22 protein-coding genes are annotated in these 14,497 nt (G+C 44.0%); 7 read left to right on the top strand and 15 right to left on the bottom strand.

The genetic code is table 11. The features are described from left to right. Nucleotides 1-104: 104 nt before the first annotated feature. From JCM14108_RS15400 to nadB, 5 genes are all read right to left on the bottom strand, one after another. Nucleotides 105-398 carry a hypothetical protein gene (locus JCM14108_RS15400; protein ID WP_237745789.1) on the bottom strand — a complete coding sequence of 98 codons (294 nt, stop codon included), beginning with the start codon at nt 396-398 and terminating at the stop codon, nt 105-107. After that, nucleotides 338-1,204, bottom strand: a complete 867-nt coding sequence (locus tag JCM14108_RS09220) for a cysteine desulfurase family protein (protein ID WP_237745788.1) — start codon at nt 1,202-1,204, stop codon at nt 338-340. Before JCM14108_RS09220 ends, JCM14108_RS15400 begins: the two co-directional genes overlap by 61 nt. A gap of 18 nt (nt 1,205-1,222) precedes the next feature. Further along, the gene (gene nadA, locus JCM14108_RS15930; RefSeq protein ID WP_272944531.1) at nt 1,223-1,621 is read right to left on the bottom strand and encodes a quinolinate synthase NadA; all 399 of its coding nucleotides are present in this window, start codon (nt 1,619-1,621) and stop codon (nt 1,223-1,225) included. Beyond that, the gene (gene nadA, locus JCM14108_RS15925) at nt 1,504-2,313 is read right to left on the bottom strand and encodes a quinolinate synthase NadA (RefSeq protein WP_272944530.1); all 810 of its coding nucleotides are present in this window, start codon (nt 2,311-2,313) and stop codon (nt 1,504-1,506) included. Before nadA (JCM14108_RS15925) ends, nadA (JCM14108_RS15930) begins: the two co-directional genes overlap by 118 nt. 107 nt (nt 2,314-2,420) lie before the next feature. Then, nucleotides 2,421-3,896 carry an L-aspartate oxidase gene (nadB, locus tag JCM14108_RS09210; protein WP_051996121.1) on the bottom strand — a complete coding sequence of 492 codons (1,476 nt, stop codon included), beginning with the start codon at nt 3,894-3,896 and terminating at the stop codon, nt 2,421-2,423. 168 nt (nt 3,897-4,064) lie between these two features. Between nadB and JCM14108_RS15920 the strand changes: the two genes are divergently transcribed. Further along, entirely contained in the window at nt 4,065-4,196 is a 132-nt protein-coding gene (locus JCM14108_RS15920; protein WP_268872165.1) for a hypothetical protein, read from the top strand. 190 nt (nt 4,197-4,386) lie between these two features. On the opposite strand, the gene JCM14108_RS09205 is transcribed toward JCM14108_RS15920, so the two are convergent. Beyond that, nucleotides 4,387-4,692 carry a type II toxin-antitoxin system RelB/DinJ family antitoxin gene (locus JCM14108_RS09205; protein ID WP_035180383.1) on the bottom strand — a complete coding sequence of 102 codons (306 nt, stop codon included), beginning with the start codon at nt 4,690-4,692 and terminating at the stop codon, nt 4,387-4,389. 522 nt (nt 4,693-5,214) lie between these two features. Here JCM14108_RS09205 and JCM14108_RS15915 point away from each other — a divergent pair. After that, a complete protein-coding gene (locus tag JCM14108_RS15915) occupies nt 5,215-5,349 on the top strand; it encodes a hypothetical protein (protein ID WP_268872164.1) in 135 nt (44 codons plus the stop codon). A gap of 197 nt (nt 5,350-5,546) precedes the next feature. Here the strand turns inward: JCM14108_RS15915 and JCM14108_RS09200 are convergent, their stop codons facing one another. The 7 genes from JCM14108_RS09200 to JCM14108_RS09170 form a co-directional block, all read right to left on the bottom strand. Further along, complete coding sequence (locus JCM14108_RS09200) at nt 5,547-6,464, bottom strand: NAD-dependent epimerase/dehydratase family protein (protein WP_035180381.1); 918 nt, start codon at nt 6,462-6,464, stop codon at nt 5,547-5,549. Between the two features lie 66 nt (nt 6,465-6,530). Beyond that, complete coding sequence (locus tag JCM14108_RS09195) at nt 6,531-7,211, bottom strand: type 1 glutamine amidotransferase domain-containing protein (RefSeq protein ID WP_035180378.1); 681 nt, start codon at nt 7,209-7,211, stop codon at nt 6,531-6,533. Nucleotides 7,212-7,238: 27 nt separating this feature from the next. Continuing rightward, nucleotides 7,239-7,547 carry an ArsR/SmtB family transcription factor gene (locus tag JCM14108_RS09190; RefSeq protein WP_035180377.1) on the bottom strand — a complete coding sequence of 103 codons (309 nt, stop codon included), beginning with the start codon at nt 7,545-7,547 and terminating at the stop codon, nt 7,239-7,241. A gap of 213 nt (nt 7,548-7,760) precedes the next feature. After that, entirely contained in the window at nt 7,761-8,168 is a 408-nt protein-coding gene (locus tag JCM14108_RS09185; protein ID WP_035180375.1) for a type II toxin-antitoxin system HicB family antitoxin, read from the bottom strand. Between the two features lie 26 nt (nt 8,169-8,194). Further along, nucleotides 8,195-8,455: a helix-turn-helix domain-containing protein gene (locus JCM14108_RS09180; protein WP_035180373.1), complete on the bottom strand. Its 261-nt coding sequence runs from the start codon at nt 8,453-8,455 to the stop codon at nt 8,195-8,197. 1 nt (nt 8,456) lies between these two features. Continuing rightward, entirely contained in the window at nt 8,457-8,822 is a 366-nt protein-coding gene (locus JCM14108_RS09175; protein WP_035180372.1) for a type II toxin-antitoxin system RelE/ParE family toxin, read from the bottom strand. Nucleotides 8,823-9,121: 299 nt separating this feature from the next. Next, the gene (locus JCM14108_RS09170; protein WP_035180370.1) at nt 9,122-10,057 is read right to left on the bottom strand and encodes an amidohydrolase family protein; all 936 of its coding nucleotides are present in this window, start codon (nt 10,055-10,057) and stop codon (nt 9,122-9,124) included. Between the two features lie 107 nt (nt 10,058-10,164). On the opposite strand from JCM14108_RS09170, the gene JCM14108_RS09165 reads away from it, so the two are divergent. Both JCM14108_RS09165 and JCM14108_RS09160 read left to right on the top strand, forming a co-directional pair. Next, a complete protein-coding gene (locus tag JCM14108_RS09165) occupies nt 10,165-10,770 on the top strand; it encodes a TetR/AcrR family transcriptional regulator (RefSeq protein ID WP_035180368.1) in 606 nt (201 codons plus the stop codon). Between the two features lie 4 nt (nt 10,771-10,774). Beyond that, a complete protein-coding gene (locus JCM14108_RS09160) occupies nt 10,775-11,287 on the top strand; it encodes a hypothetical protein (RefSeq protein WP_035180365.1) in 513 nt (170 codons plus the stop codon). 235 nt (nt 11,288-11,522) lie between these two features. On the opposite strand, the gene JCM14108_RS09155 is transcribed toward JCM14108_RS09160, so the two are convergent. Next, a complete protein-coding gene (locus JCM14108_RS09155) occupies nt 11,523-11,951 on the bottom strand; it encodes a hypothetical protein (protein ID WP_035180364.1) in 429 nt (142 codons plus the stop codon). Nucleotides 11,952-12,078: 127 nt separating this feature from the next. Further along, nucleotides 12,079-12,564, bottom strand: a complete 486-nt coding sequence (locus JCM14108_RS09150) for a YbaK/EbsC family protein (protein ID WP_035180362.1) — start codon at nt 12,562-12,564, stop codon at nt 12,079-12,081. Between the two features lie 319 nt (nt 12,565-12,883). On the opposite strand from JCM14108_RS09150, the gene JCM14108_RS09145 reads away from it, so the two are divergent. From JCM14108_RS09145 to JCM14108_RS09135, 3 genes are all read left to right on the top strand, one after another. Further along, nucleotides 12,884-13,420, top strand: a complete 537-nt coding sequence (locus JCM14108_RS09145; RefSeq protein ID WP_035180361.1) for a sigma-70 family RNA polymerase sigma factor — start codon at nt 12,884-12,886, stop codon at nt 13,418-13,420. A gap of 117 nt (nt 13,421-13,537) precedes the next feature. Then, nucleotides 13,538-13,786, top strand: a complete 249-nt coding sequence (locus tag JCM14108_RS09140; protein ID WP_035180359.1) for a DUF1659 domain-containing protein — start codon at nt 13,538-13,540, stop codon at nt 13,784-13,786. A gap of 86 nt (nt 13,787-13,872) precedes the next feature. Then, complete coding sequence (locus JCM14108_RS09135; protein WP_035180357.1) at nt 13,873-14,097, top strand: DUF2922 domain-containing protein; 225 nt, start codon at nt 13,873-13,875, stop codon at nt 14,095-14,097. Nucleotides 14,098-14,497 lie beyond the last annotated feature (400 nt).

The raw sequence follows: 14,497 nt of genomic DNA, 5'->3' as shown, positions 1-14,497 counted from the left end.
GCTTTTGGCAGCGATGATTACGGCGAGTACCACATAATTAGCCGATTTGATGACAAAACCGGTTTCCAAACGGAGATCGGTTTTAAAAACGGTTTAATATCAAATTAGCTGTAATCTTCGTTCAAAGCTTTGGCAAAGGCGGTAATCTCTTCAGCCTGATTGCTTGGCCCAAAAGAGATGCGAATGTAGCGGTCATTTTCTTCAGGCGTCAATCCCAAGGCCGCCAAACTTTTATCCGGTCGGGGGTCTTTAATACTGCAGGCACTGACTGTTGAGAAACAAAAGCCCTGCTGCCCCATACTGGTGGCAGCACTTTGGCCCGGCGTGTGTGGCAGAATTAAACCGCAGACACCCGGATATTCGGCCCAGGTGGCGACCGGTCGAATCGTCGGTGCCAACGAAGCAACAGTTGTTTTTTTAGCCTGCCGACGTGCTTGAGGTTGCGGTCCATGGCCTGCCAGGCAGCGGACAAAGCAACCGTGGCACTGACAATTTCGGGAACTGCCAACGTGCCGGGCAAAAAGCCGTTTTGCTGGAAGACGTATTTGTAAGGGGCTTTGGTTATGACCTGCGGCGAAAGGTAGAGCAGGCCACAGCTCTTTGGGCCGTTAAATTTATGAGCGCTGGCACTGAAGCCGGCTAATTCGCTCAAATTTAGTGGAATCTTGGCCAAACCTTGAACAGCATCGACAAAGAGTGGGATGCCGGCCGGTTTGGCGACTTCGTTTAGTGCGTGAATATCCTGAACAATGCCGGTAATTGCGTTGACGGCTTGAATGACAATCAAGCCGGTTTGGTCGCTGATGGCCTGTTTTAGAATTGCCGGGGTAACATGGCCCTTTTGATCGACCGGCAAAAATTTAATCTGGTAAGCTGCCGTGTCGGCTAAGTAGTTTAAAATTTGATAAACCGACGAATGTTCCAAGGGACTGACCAGGATTTCCTTTTTGGCGGTTCCAGCAGCCAGACAGCGAATTCCCAACTGATTGGCCTCAGTCCCGCCACTGGTAAATACCAGCCCTTCTGTGGGGATTGCCAGTAAGTCGCTGATCTTTTGCTTGGCTTCTTCAACCAGCTGGCCGGCAGCGTTACCAGCCTGATGGAGACTTTCACTGTTGGCAAAAAAGTTTTCGGCCACTTCTCGATAGGTATCCAGTGCTTCTTGGCTCATCGGGGTAGTGGCAACGTGATCAAAATAAATCATTTTATTCCATCTCCATTTCTAAAGACTGAGTTTCAGCATCCGGTCGAGGGCCTGTTTCGCCCAGTAAGCGGTTTGACTGTCAACTTTGATAACGTGACCCGATTTTCCGGCGGCCAGTTGATCCATTGTCCAGGCCAGATGGGGCAGGTCGATTCGGTTCATTAAAATGCAGGCACAGGAAAATGGATTTAAAAACATGACTTTTTTGGTCGGGTGATTGGCTTTTAGACGGCCAACCAGGTTGTTGTCGGTCCCAATGGCGATGCGGGTGCCGACTGGGGCCTGCTTGACGTAGTTGATCAACGCCGAGGTGGAACCGACAAAATCGGCGGCAGCGGTGACTTCATGGGCACATTCGGGGTGGACGATAATTTTGATATCCGGGTATTGCCGGCGGAGATTTTGAACATGGTGCAGCTTGAATTGTTGATGAACCGAGCAATAGCGTCCCAGAGAATTACTCGTAGTTTCTCGGGCTGGTCGGCTTCAAGTTTGTCCTGCTGGGCGCGCCACAAACCAATTTCATCAGGGTTAATGCCCAAGTCCAGCGCGATGTTGCGGCCAAGGTGTTGATCCGGTAAAAACAGCAGATGTTTGGCCTGCTTGAGGGCCCATTGGATAATTGTCTTGGCGTTGCTGGAGGTAATGACCACGCCACCCTTTTGGCCGACAAACGCTTTAATGGCCGCCGAAGAGTTGACGTAGGTGACCGGGATAATCGAATCACCGTATTTGGCGGTCAAATACTGCCAGGCTTTGGTGAGTTGAAACGGGTTGGCCATGTCGGCCATCGAACAGCCGGCCATGGGGTCCGGTAAAATAACGTCCTGATTGTCGGCGGTTAAAATGTCGGCGGTTTCGGCCATAAAATGAACGCCGCAGAAAACAATCTTTTTGGCGGTATGGTTGCCGGCCGCAATTTGAGCAAGCTTGAGGGAATCACCACGGGCGTCGGCAAACGCGACGACCTCGTCTTTTTGGTAATGGTGGGCAACCATCATCAGATCGGGGCCAAAATCAGTTTTGATTTTACGAATTCGTTCAATCTGATCAGCGGGGGCTTCGTTGTAGTAATCATTGAAGGCAATCTTTTCTTGTAAGTTCAGCATGAATTTATTCCTTTCATTTGGGATTGGTTAAAACATACTCTGAAGTTTGAAGTGGCCGCATATTTGGCAACGGCTGCCAGCTAAATCAGTCGTTGCGGTTTGCGGTTTCAGCCAACCTGTTTTTTAGCGGCCGGTTCTTTAATATAATGGGCACCAAGGCTCTTGGGTTCGGCAAGCGCGGCGTTGGCAATCAAGTTGGCACAAAGACAGAGATTGGCGATTGCTAATTCGTTGTCACTTAATTGCTCCGGCGTCAGCTGGCGATAGTTGAATTGAGCCAGCCAATCCAGAAAGGTGCGTAGCCCGGTGCGGGTCCGGACAACTCCCAGATATTGCCAGGCTTTATCCTGCAGATCGGTTAGTGTCGGCAGGATGGGCTTGACGGCCGGTTTGTTGGTAGTGGCGGTTGGCCGAATGGTGAGCGGCTGGAGTGCCTGAATTTTTTCAGCAGCTTTTTCGGCACTGACCAGGCAGTCCAACAGGGAGTTGCTGGCGAGGCGATTGGCACCGTGAACCCCGTTGCAGGCGACTTCGCCGATCGCAAAGAGTCGAGGAATTGAGGTTTGCGCGGATAAATCGGTGGTGATGCCACCCATGACAAAGTGGGCGCCGGGTTGAATGGGGATTCGGTTTGTGGTTCGGAAAGGCACGTGGTGATTGTCCAAGTTCTCGGTAACCCCGGGGAAACGTTGTGTGAAGTTGGGAATAGCCGAAATATCGAGGAATAATTGATGACCCTGCTGCTGCCAGGCTTTTAGGTGGCGGGCGACAACGTCACGGGGTGCCAGGTCTCGTTTGGCAACGTTGGCCATGATTCGGTGATTATTTTCATCGACTAAGATGGCGCCGCTGCCCCGGATAGCTTCGGTAATCAGGCCGTAGCACTGGCCGTGAAGTGTTAACAGGGTCGGGTGAAATTGTACGAAAGCCATGTCGGAGATGGCGGCTCCGGCTCGTGCGGCAATCGCAATTCCGTCACCGGTGATGGTTTGATTATTGGTGGTTAACGGAAACAGGTTGCCAAGACCGCCGGTTGCCAGAACCACAGCATCTCCGGTTAAAGTTTCCAGCTGTCCGGTCCGTTCATTTCGAACGGTGATACCGACACAGACATCATCTTGGACTTTGAGTGCCAGTGCGGTGGTGTTTGATTGCCACTGAACCCGGTGCAGCTGACTTTGAACAAAGCTGGTCAGGGCCGCGCCGGTGCGATCACCGTTGGCGTGAAGAACCCGGTGGTGACTGTGGGCGCCTTCCAAACCGAAGTCGAGTTGACCGTCGGCTTGCCGATCGAAGGCCATCCCGGCTTTGATGAGCTGCTGAATAAGTTTGGGACCGGTGGCAACCAGTTGGTTAACGGCTGCCGGTTTATTGTGATATTGTCCGGCCGTCAGGGTGTCGGCAGCGTGTTCGGCCGGCGAATCGCCCGGATCAAGAGAAGCGGCAATCCCACCTTGAGCCAGCATAGAGTTGCTGTCCTTTGGGCTTTTCTTGGTGACGATGGTAACGTCACAGGTATCCTGTAATTGGGTAGCTAAGTAGCAGCCGGCTAAACCGGCACCGATAATGATAACTTTTCGCATAGCGCACTTCCTTTTAGAATTTTGGGACATTATATAAAAGTATTTTTTACTTTAATTTGGCGAATAAAAAAGTAAAAAATACTTTTATTAATTGGTGTCAATTGTAGGCAGGAAGAAGTTGGATTGCAATAGGGGAAATGTCCTAATTTTTAAAGATGTTATTCTTTGATGTCTTGGGCAGTTCTGCTTTTTGGCGGAGCTGCATTGATCAGGGCGCTTGCCAAGTACAACCTGTCAATTGCGGAATTAATCCGCGCTTTGACAGAGTTAATGCAGGCAGAAAAAAAGAACCGTCGTTAACTTTGGCCAGTTCCTCGGTTCTTTTTTAGGCTTGTAGGAGCGTTGCCGCTCTACTAAAACTACTATTGCTTGTGCTTTTATTAGTTACTGTCCAAACAATCCACAGTGACTGTTGACACTTCTCATAATTAATAAGGGCCGCTCTTTTCTCCCGAATTTAAAGATGAATTTAATAAAGGCGAAATTAATGTCACTTGTGTTCGTCGTATCGGTTATCTCCATTTTCCAGAAGATAGCGATCTACATTCTTGGGGCTTTTAATTAAAGGAATATTCGAATGACGAATCTGTCGCTCAAGTTCAAAGTTTAATCTTTCACTCTTGGTTTGAGCAAGGTCAAACGGTACTCGTCCCTCAGCAACTACCCTTCTTAGCAGTGCATTGATAAGAGCCGATTGAGAGATGCCAATATTGTTCAAGACACGTTTCGAAGCATCGTATAACGTTTTGTCTACTTGGACTTGAATGTGTTTTTTGTTTTTGGGTGTATTTGTCATTAGCGAGTTCTTTCGTTTTTATTTTTAGGAGCGTTGCCGCTCACTTTATTATTAAGAAAGCTGTATTTCTTTGAATCCTACACTAGGCGCTCTTGTGATTCCTAATTGCATAATAAATAGTTTCAATTAGGAAAGTTGTTATATACAAGAATACATAGGTGCCGGCTATAAGCCAGTGATAGCCAGTAAAACATTGCTTTTAATTGCCAATCCCAGAATACCTGTGACAAGGTCTATCGACAATACCGGTCCCAAATAATGTTCTAAGAATTGAAACCACTTAGAGTACCTGCTAATGAATGTTTTATATTGTTGCCGTGTCAAATTTTGCCCCCTCGGTATCAAATAAGCTTAAATGATACCGCAAATATAGCATTGATACCGTAAAAGGTCAAAAGACCAACTGATTTAAATTCTTCACAACGTCACAATGATAGATTAATGTCGTGGCTGTAACCGAGTACGTCGGTAATCAAAAGATGTAACTGAATTAAAGAAATTGAAGGAAGCGGGGGTGTCTAAATGAGATATGATGGCAAATATTTCCACATGATCGTGTCAATGCATCAGAATACACGAAAAGAGAGAATTGAAGGTGCCATTGGATATGGCATTCTTGCAGTGCTTTTGATTTTGTGGTTTGTTAAATGGGGTTGAAAATTTTGAAGACGTAGTGATTGTAAGTTAAAAAAAGTTTGCGGTATCATTTGACCATAAATGATACCGCAAACGGATCGATGACTCTGAAACACTGCTGAAAAGTTTCCTGCTTTTAATTTAAATGCATACTGCATCAAATAAAATTATTCGACAAAAACGCAACTTCGATTCTTACCGATGTTGATCGCTAATAACTACTTATTAACAATTGTGCTGATTCCTTCTTCAAATGATGTAACCCGAAAATCCGGGAACCTTTTTTGAAATTTAGCTGATGAAAAAATATTATCAACTTCATAACGGGGCAGTAGTTCAAGTAATTCATGGGCGTTTTTGTTAAAAAGGCCGGCCAACTTAAATGCCCATGCCGGCATCACGAGTTTCTTAATCCTTTTGCCGGTGATTTTCTGGCAAAGCTGGATTAATTGCTGATAGGTGATGCGATTAGCGGTTGGCAGATGCCATGTCTGGTTGTAAGCGTCTGGTGTATTTCCGATTAATGCCATAGCCCGGCTGGCATCCGGTGTCCAGATTAACGTTCGCAGCGTGTGATCACTTAAAGGAATTTTGACGGTTTTACCGGCTAAAAGGTTATTAAAGATCAGACTGTTCGTAACACTTTTAGTTTTATTTGGCCCGTAAAATTCGGGTGCGCGGCAAATAACAGCCGTTAAGTTGCCTGAGTTAATTTCTTGAATAATCATTTCAGCCATTTTAGCTCGGACTTGCGACTTCCTGCCGTGGGGAAGAAATGGGCTGTACTCTGTTTGGACTTGGTTATTCTTGGCGTACATGTAACTATTATCGAAAAAGACCAGCTTGCTGTGATTGATTTCGCAGGCTTTAATAACGTTAGCCGTCATCACGGGAAATTGGTGTTCCCAAATGCCGGCATCATTTGGGAGACCGGCTGTAAAGTAGACAATCCCGCTGCCGGCAACTGCCTGATTGGTAGCATCAAAATTCATTAAGTCGGCTGATACCAGTTGATCGGTTGGATTAACCTTTCGTGGGTGCCGGCTGACCAGGCGAATGTCTTGGGTGTAGTTTCGAGCCAGTTCTTTAGCCAACACTTGGCCGATTGGGCCGTTACTTCCTAAAATAGTTTGCATTTTATTGACCCTCCTTGTTATATTTTTTGTTTTAACGTTTAAACCTTTGAACGAAAGTGGTAAAAATTAACTACCGATTGCTTGAATCAGCTTCTTAGCTACAGCTTGGGCTGAAAAGGGATTTTGACCGGTAATAAATTGGCCGTCTTGAACGACAAATTCTTTGTAAGCTCGTTTCTTGACAAAGTTGCCACCGCGTTTTTCGACTTCAGTTTTATTTAAAAACGGTACGGATGATTTTTTGCCGGCTAAAATCTCCTCGGCGGTTGTGAAACCGGTAATCTTTTTGCCGGCAATCAAGTAATTCCCTTGGGTATCCCGAATGTTTAACAGTCCCGCCACACCGTGACAAACGGCAGTAATGTAGCCGCCAGCTTGATAAATTTTGGCTGCGATAGCCTGCAACTCGACGTTATTGGGAAAATCCCACATAACGCCATGACCGCCGGCATAGTAAATGGCTTGGTAGTCGTTAGGATCAACTTGGCTGGGCTGGAGCGTGCTGGTTAATGCCCGCTTGATAAAATCCGGTTGTTTATAAACGGACATGATTGGGGCAGTGACGTATTTCATACTGCGCGGATCTAAAGGAACAAAGCCACCCTTGGGACTGACATAGTCAACTGGGATGTTGGCTTTGGCCATTTCTGACACAAATTCTGTAGCTTCACCCAGCCATAAACCAGTCGGATGATTGGTAGCACCGTATGCCGGTGTGTTTGTTAAAACAACTAATGCTTTCTTCATGGTAATCATTCCTCGAATTATATAAATTTAAGATAGCGATGAACTTTCTTCAAGCGAATCAGCCAATTCCCGAAGCAGCTGGATAATTCTTTCGAGCTTCAGATAATAGAGCCGTTCCGTGCCGCGTCTTTCAACACCCAGGACATTAGCGTCCAACATCAGCTTCAGGTGATGGGAGACTGCCGGTCGGGAAAGATCAGATTTGGTGGTAATCTCATTAACGGTCATCTTTTTCTGATCGCACAGCATGTTCACGATTTTTTGCCGGTTTTCGTCTTGAAAAATGGTGAAGTAGGGGATGCTTTCTTTAAATAACGACATTGATAGTTTGCTCATATGAAGGCTCCTTTGATGGTTCTTATGTTTAAAAACTTAAACATATTAAAGCATATAATTCAAACATTTGTCAAATTTTTTCGACTGATGAATGATGGTGTGCCTTACAGACCGCTGGTTACCGTTATCTTTATAATTTACTTTTAGGTCTTCTGTCTAATATAATCATACTGTGAGAAGTTGCTTTGGCAGGGCAATCTGATTGCTACTATACTATTTGTCTTTAACGCCTAATTGTTCTTTGAGCGCGTTGGTTAAGGTGGCGGAAAAATTAATTCTTTGTTCATTACCTAAATCATTCAAATATTGCGGAATAACAAGCGTCTTTTTTACGTTCCGATTTTGTTCCCGTTCGCGGGCGATGGTCGTATTAACCTCAATGGGGACGACCAATTGATTTTGGTTGTGCTTAATCTGACGTGGGTCGGTGGTAGCTTGCGGAATTTTATCTCCGTAATCTTCCATGGTTAATAAGTAGCCCACTAACGCATCTTTTGCCATGTATAATGCATCGGGAACGTTACCGCCAAATGTTGCTGCGCCATTTCCATGATCGGGAAAAGTAACTTCAACTTTCCCCTCGTCATCAAACGTAAATAAGGCATAATACATATATTTCATTGTCATTCCTCCACGGAAAATAAATGTTACGCCGGGACTACTTTTAATTCAATTTTTAAGTCTAACCCATTGGCATATCGTTGCAAAGTACGCAATGAAGGCATGGAGTCGAGGCGTTCCAGTTTGGCAAGTTGGGGTTGGGACATTCCAATTTGATCGGCCAACTCTTTTTGGGTGATGCCTTTCTTTAGCCGAATTGCCACGAGGCGCGACAAAGTTTCAATGGTCACCATATCCTGTGACGAAATTGCAGTAAGGTCTTTTTTAAAATCATTCCAAGTTGTCATGTTATTGACCGTTCCTTTCAATCCAATCTTCGTATAATCTTATCGCGCGCAACACTTCACGCCGATCCGTTTTATTCTGTCGTTTGGTATAGTGCGAAAGTAAGATAAAGTGATTATCGTGCCAGCGGGCATAAAAAATTCGTTCCGGCATTGGTCGCAACTCCATTATGGGATATTGATAGCCTTTTAGAAATTTGGCCTGGGGTTCCCGCAATTGTGGCCCAACTTGCGCTAGTAATTCAAGCTGGAAAGTAATTTTCTTCAAAAGGACCAAATCTTCTTTGCGATGACTCTGGTTCAGTGTTTGCAGAAAATTCCGGAGTTCACTGTTACTATGTTGATCTTCGTAGAAATCAATTTCATACATTGAGATGCTCCTTGCGATTAACTTTCTTGCTATATTATAGCACATTTGCAATATGACTAAAACCAAGGATAACTTTAATGTTCGCCTATTCGATTATGCGAGCATTATTATCTGGTTTTTAGACAGACCAAGCCATTTTGAGAAAACAGCAAAAAAGCCCATTTCGAATTGAGCGAAGGGCCTTTTGTCTGTGTCTGTTTTTAAATTAAAAATAATCTATCTACCAGTACCTACCAGTATCTACCATAATCGACCACTGGTAGGTAGCCTGCAAATCAAACCATTAAGACTATTGATTCTTAACGGCTAATTTCAAGCAACTGAGTCGCGTTATCATGAAAAATCTTCTGCTTCTGCAAATCAGTCAAGGCATCGGTATCAGCGATCTTTTGTTGCAGCTTAGCCGAGCTTTCTAATGCTGTGTAGGGGATGTCACTGCCGTATAAAATATGATTTTCGTCCGCCAGCGTTAGTAAAGTTGGCAGTTGCCGTGGCAAGACGGCACCGGCAGTATCGAAATAAACGTGTTTCATCACTGCATAAATGTCGGCATCATATGCGGACTTTACGTATTCAGCGACCCGGTCGGTCAAAATTCCCATAAAAGCGCCGGCATGAGGCACAATTAATTTAATGTCGGGGAAGCGTTCGAAGAAGCGGTATTTCAACAGGTTCATGAAAGTCATGGTGGTGTCCATGAAGAAGCCCATCAAAGGAATCGGAAGATCAAAGTTGACATTTTGTGGGAGAGAACTGGGCTCGTTGGGATGCATGGTCACGATGGCGTGACGGTCGTTCAACTCTTGGTAGACCTTATCAAGTGAAGGGGAGCCGAAGTAAACGCCCCGGCTGTTGGTTGGGACGGTGACGCCCAATGCGTGATATTGATCAAAGGCTTTTTTAATGGCGTCAACCGATTCAGCTTCGTAAGGAAATGGCAGCGTCGCAAAGTAACCCAGCTGATCGGGATATTTGGTTGTCAGATCACCGCCAAGTTGGTTGGCTTCTTCGGCAAGCCGCAGCGTTTCCGCCTTATCATTGAAGTTGATATGTGGTGACGATAGTGACAAAACCGAGTAGCCAATCCCGTTTTGCTTCATGAAACCCAAGGTGTCGTCAACCTGCCATTCAGGAGTCGGCCAGCCATCCGGATTGCCGGCAATGTGTTGCTTTAAAGCGGCCACGTAACCTGCGGGGAGATAATGGGTGTGTACATCAATTTTTGCATTATTCATTAATTTAACTTCCTTTCATATAATCGATAAACCAATTATATGTGCCCGGCGGTTGAAATGTTAGCCACAAAAAGTCTAAAATTGTTTAGTTAAGGAGGGCGTTGCCAGTGAAATTAACAGGAACCCCAGCGCAACTTAAACTATTCGCGGCTTTTTCGGACCTTCTGGGTCAAATGCCGATTACGCGAATTTCAATTACCCATCTCGTTAACGCGGCGGGTGTTAACCGGTCAACATTTTACCTTTATTATGTTGATTTACCGGCATTTATTAAAGATTTGGAAGACCGCCTTTTGACCCATATCGAAGAAGGCGCAGATGAGCGACTGCAGTCGGCAATTAAAGCGACGATTGTCTCACCGGATCCGCAAAGTGTTTATCCGGTCTTTTTGGATTTAACCCAATCAATTGCTGATAACTTTGAACTTTTTAAAGAATTAACGGCCGAAGACGGGGATCATCGCTTTGCGGACAAACTGCAGCTGACTTTAACCGAAATTCTGTTTTCAAACCTTGAGGAAGATTTGGAAAATAAAACCTTCTTTGAGGACATCCCGGCGGATTACGCGATGCCGATCTTCTTCAGCAGCATTTTAACGATTATCCTGCACTGGCTACATAAGAAAAAGCCGGAATCAGCTCAGGAGGTTGCAAAATTGATTACCAAGAGTCGGTATGTTGCACCATATAAGTTATTTAGGAAAGGAGAATAAAAGCGTGTCGCATAAAGTCGTTCAACAAACCAGATTGCAAGCATGCTACTGGCTGACATTTGTTGTCGGAGTCGTGCTGTCATTTCACATTGATACCCGGCTGTCCATCGCTTGGCATATCACGACTGATCAAATGCCGCAGCCAAGAGCCTTAACTGAATTAATGGCGATGAGTGACCTTGGTGCTGTGATTGTTGTCAGTGGTCTGCTTATGTGGTTGGCAACCGGCTTTCACATGAAAGGGCGGCTGTATCAAGACCGGTTGATGTGGGCTAATTTTGGCATGATGGGTTTGATGATCATTACCATAATTGGCAACATATTGTACCCGGCCTCATCACCGTGGTTCTTCGATGTTACCTGGACAGTGTCTTGGCTGGGTGTACCCATTTTAATTATCATCGATGATATGGCGATCGCGGCAAATCAGGATTACCAAGCCTATTATTTGGGTGCCATGTTAGGAGCAATATATATCGTATTGATTTCGCTTGCTTTATATACTTCGACGATGTGATATTAGATAAAGCTTTGAGCTATCTGAATATCTATGGGGGTGGCTTAAAGAAAATCACAAATCAGTAGCTTGTAAAATATAGACGTGTGGTTTAAAACTGTATAAAAAGCCTTCTTTACGCATCGATTTATGGATACGTGAAGAGGGCTTTTTATGCACACTTATAGGATCACTCAAATTTATCCATGAAAATACTGGTAATTTTTGAGATGATGTTAATTAAAAATTATTTCAATTAATGATGTGCCACTTTTGAAGTGTAGTAGTGGCCAACTTTATTTTTCTGATTGCCATAGTAGTTGAACAAGGTTAATCGTTTTTTACCATTAGCAGCAGTTGAATAGCCCACTTTATAATTGCTTCCAGCGCCTGCAGTTTGGCCACGTCCATATACTTGCCACCATCCATTAGATAGCTTATATATTTTGACTTTGTTGGATGAATGTACAGTATGTCCTTCGATGCTTTCAGTATATGACATTCGAAACTTAGAAAAAGTCAGCTTACTATAGTCACCACGCCCTTCGTAATGATACCACGTTCTTCTGAATGAAATCGGCGTCATATGATAAGCATGACTAGCACTAATATCAGACTGGGCAACAAAAACGACTCCCAAAATAATTGTTAATAAAAATGTAACCTCAAAAAGATACCTTTTCATAGCACTCTCCCGTGAATTGGTTTGGATACAAAAAGTATAGCAAACCAAAGGAAACCACTCAAGGCAGATCTTGTTAATGAAGATTTAAAAGCAGTTATTATGATAAGTATACTCTGGGTCTTTAAATTCATTCCACCATCATCGGCTGATGCCCCATCTTTCTCAACACCTTCAACAAATCCGCCCACGTCAGCAAAATTGTCGCCGTATTTACATTTGGATGAGCTGAAATTAGCGGTAGGTCGGCCAACCGGCGATTCAATAAGACCTGGACCTGGTTGGCTGTGTCATGCATTAATGCCAAAGGGGTAACCATCCCGGAAACAACGCCGAGTAAGTTCTCCAATTCAGCTTCACTGGCAAAAGTCAGTCGGCTGTGGGCAATCCCCAGCTGGTCAGCCAGAGATTTAAAATTGACCTTCGTATTGTCGGTTAAATATAGGTAGAATTGGTTACTTTTCTTTTGTTTCAGCAGTAAATTCTTCACTTCCGGCAGGCCTTTGGGTGCGTTTGGATCGTTCATCGTCCAGATTGCGGGGTGGTCAACTCGCTGATAATGAATTTTCAGTTGATTCAGTAAAGTGAGCGCTTCTTGTTCGGTTGCCATTTTCATTTTCATCGGCTCTTTTCATAAATTTCACTATATATAGGTAGAAAAACGATTAATTACATTATCGCTTTTCAGACGTTGAAAGCAAAGTCGAGTTGTGCAAAAGGTTGTTTAAAAAATACAACACGGAAAATGTTGTTGGACAATTTTAAAACGTTTTAAAAAAGTCTACATAAACCGTTTTACTTCATTTCTAAAATCATTGATCTAACGGGTAGAATCAGCTCAAAAAGTACGCCATAGTCGTTTTACTGTTGCTTGGTTATCATTATTTTTGCGATCAGGGCCCTGGACGCAAATTAGATGATTGAGGAGATTCAAGATGAATTATCAGGAACAACGAAACCGAACGGAAGCTTTTAACTTTTTGCTGGATGGCGATCACGAGGTTGTGATTTATGGCGTCTTAAAACGACTGCACGTCGTAAAGGGCAATCCGCTATATGATGACATGGTTCAGGAAGCCCGCTTGGCATTTGTGAACAAGTATCTTCAGGGGTTGAATGCCAAAAAGAAGCCGGAACCGTTTTTGGGATATATCTATCAGGGCGTTTACTGGGCAATGATTGATTATATGAGGTGCCAAGCAGTTGCGGACGGTCATAATTACGAAACAACTGATGATACTGATCCGTTAAGTGATTTGCCAGATATGGATCAAAGTGTCGCAGAAATTGAAGCAAATGTGCTGATTTCGACACTTTCAGGGTTGTGCACGATGGATGAACTGAAATATTTACAGTGCGCCTATTATTATGGGATGAATATCAGTGAGATTGCTCGTTATTTAGGGGTAAATCGGAAGCGGGTTTATCGCTGGCGCAAACGGCTGACTCACAAAATTGGGGACCTGTTATAAAAGAAATCCAACAAATTTCAAAAAGGTGGGACACATTGGCTGTTTCATTTCGTTACTAATATATGTAAGGGTTGGCCAACAGCTTACAAAGTTAATTAAAAAGAGGAGAAAAACACGATGCAAAAAGACTGGATGAAATCAACTGCGAGCTACACGTTTACTGAGAAGGATCACAAGAATGGTGTTAAGCACAATTTTAGCTATGTGGCTAAAGATGCTTCGGCGGAAGTAATTGCGAAGTTCGGCAACATTCTGGGTGCTTTAACAGAAGGTAAATTGCTGGACGTCACAGTTGCGACAACCGATCACGTCAGCGTGAACGAACCTGTCAAAGAACCGGTACCGGCTGCGGCACCGCAAGCGTAATTTTCAGAATTAACGCGCAGCACTTTTCAACGAAACAACCATATTTTTAACAACAGACGTTATCAAAAATCAGGAGGAAACACTTTATGCGAACACTTGAATTAATCTTCAAATCATCAGATGATAAGACAAAAACGATGTCCATCAGCTACGCCAGCGGGGAATTAGCCGGTGAAGACGTGAAAAAGAAGATGCAGGAGATTGCGGGCTTGGGAATGTTCGATAAGGATGGCGTTAATCCTTATCAGACACCACTTGCGGCTCATTACAAGAGTACCGAAATCGAACCATTATTCGATACCCGTAAATAATTAAAAGTTAGTTATTGTGCACAATGTATCAAATGAAACATTGCGTTAGATTACAATAGAATCAAGCGAGGCGGATAAACAAATTAAGTTTATCCGTCTTTTCATTACAATAGTGTTTCAGATATAACAATCATATAAATTACGGCGCTAAAAGTTGCGAACCCCCAAACGAGGGGTTAGAATGATATGCGTAGAGTTGATTAGGGAGAAAAATATGAGATTGCGGTTGTTCATTTCATCGATTTGGGGTAGAATGATAATTGCAGTTTACATATACCTAGTGAACTACAAATCAATTTATATATTGGAGGAGACAAGATAATGAAATCAAGCTTGAAGAAATCATTATTTGTAGGCTTAGCTGCTTTAGGCTTCGTCGCTGTTGCCGGTTCTGCTAACG

The organism is Lentilactobacillus farraginis DSM 18382 = JCM 14108 (assembly GCF_000583655.1).
In the GTDB taxonomy this organism is placed as follows: Bacteria; Bacillota; Bacilli; order Lactobacillales; family Lactobacillaceae; genus Lentilactobacillus; species Lentilactobacillus farraginis.
The sequence above is the reverse complement of the archived record's forward strand: the minus strand, read 5'-3'. Positions and strand labels throughout refer to the sequence as shown.

Bases quoted from the DNA above. Each gene is read 5' to 3' on its own strand.
- JCM14108_RS09220 (WP_237745788.1), bottom strand. From the start codon at position 1,204: ATGATTTATTTTGATCACGTTGCCACTACCCCGATGAGCCAAGAAGCA.
- nadA (WP_272944530.1), bottom strand. From the start codon at position 2,313: ATGCTGAACTTACAAGAAAAGATTGCCTTCAATGATTACTACAACGAA.
- nadB (WP_051996121.1), bottom strand. From the start codon at position 3,896: ATGCGAAAAGTTATCATTATCGGTGCCGGTTTAGCCGGCTGCTACTTA.
- JCM14108_RS15920 (WP_268872165.1), top strand. From the start codon at position 4,065: ATGTCTTGGGCAGTTCTGCTTTTTGGCGGAGCTGCATTGATCAGGGCG.
- JCM14108_RS09205 (WP_035180383.1), bottom strand. From the start codon at position 4,692: ATGACAAATACACCCAAAAACAAAAAACACATTCAAGTCCAAGTAGAC.
- JCM14108_RS15915 (WP_268872164.1), top strand. From the start codon at position 5,215: ATGAGATATGATGGCAAATATTTCCACATGATCGTGTCAATGCATCAG.
- JCM14108_RS09200 (WP_035180381.1), bottom strand. From the start codon at position 6,464: ATGCAAACTATTTTAGGAAGTAACGGCCCAATCGGCCAAGTGTTGGCT.
- JCM14108_RS09195 (WP_035180378.1), bottom strand. From the start codon at position 7,211: ATGAAGAAAGCATTAGTTGTTTTAACAAACACACCGGCATACGGTGCT.
- JCM14108_RS09190 (WP_035180377.1), bottom strand. From the start codon at position 7,547: ATGAGCAAACTATCAATGTCGTTATTTAAAGAAAGCATCCCCTACTTC.
- JCM14108_RS09185 (WP_035180375.1), bottom strand. From the start codon at position 8,168: ATGAAATATATGTATTATGCCTTATTTACGTTTGATGACGAGGGGAAA.
- JCM14108_RS09180 (WP_035180373.1), bottom strand. From the start codon at position 8,455: ATGACAACTTGGAATGATTTTAAAAAAGACCTTACTGCAATTTCGTCA.
- JCM14108_RS09175 (WP_035180372.1), bottom strand. From the start codon at position 8,822: ATGTATGAAATTGATTTCTACGAAGATCAACATAGTAACAGTGAACTC.
- JCM14108_RS09170 (WP_035180370.1), bottom strand. From the start codon at position 10,057: ATGAATAATGCAAAAATTGATGTACACACCCATTATCTCCCCGCAGGT.
- JCM14108_RS09155 (WP_035180364.1), bottom strand. From the start codon at position 11,951: ATGAAAAGGTATCTTTTTGAGGTTACATTTTTATTAACAATTATTTTG.
- JCM14108_RS09150 (WP_035180362.1), bottom strand. From the start codon at position 12,564: ATGAAAATGGCAACCGAACAAGAAGCGCTCACTTTACTGAATCAACTG.
- JCM14108_RS09145 (WP_035180361.1), top strand. From the start codon at position 12,884: ATGAATTATCAGGAACAACGAAACCGAACGGAAGCTTTTAACTTTTTG.
- JCM14108_RS09140 (WP_035180359.1), top strand. From the start codon at position 13,538: ATGCAAAAAGACTGGATGAAATCAACTGCGAGCTACACGTTTACTGAG.
- JCM14108_RS09135 (WP_035180357.1), top strand. From the start codon at position 13,873: ATGCGAACACTTGAATTAATCTTCAAATCATCAGATGATAAGACAAAA.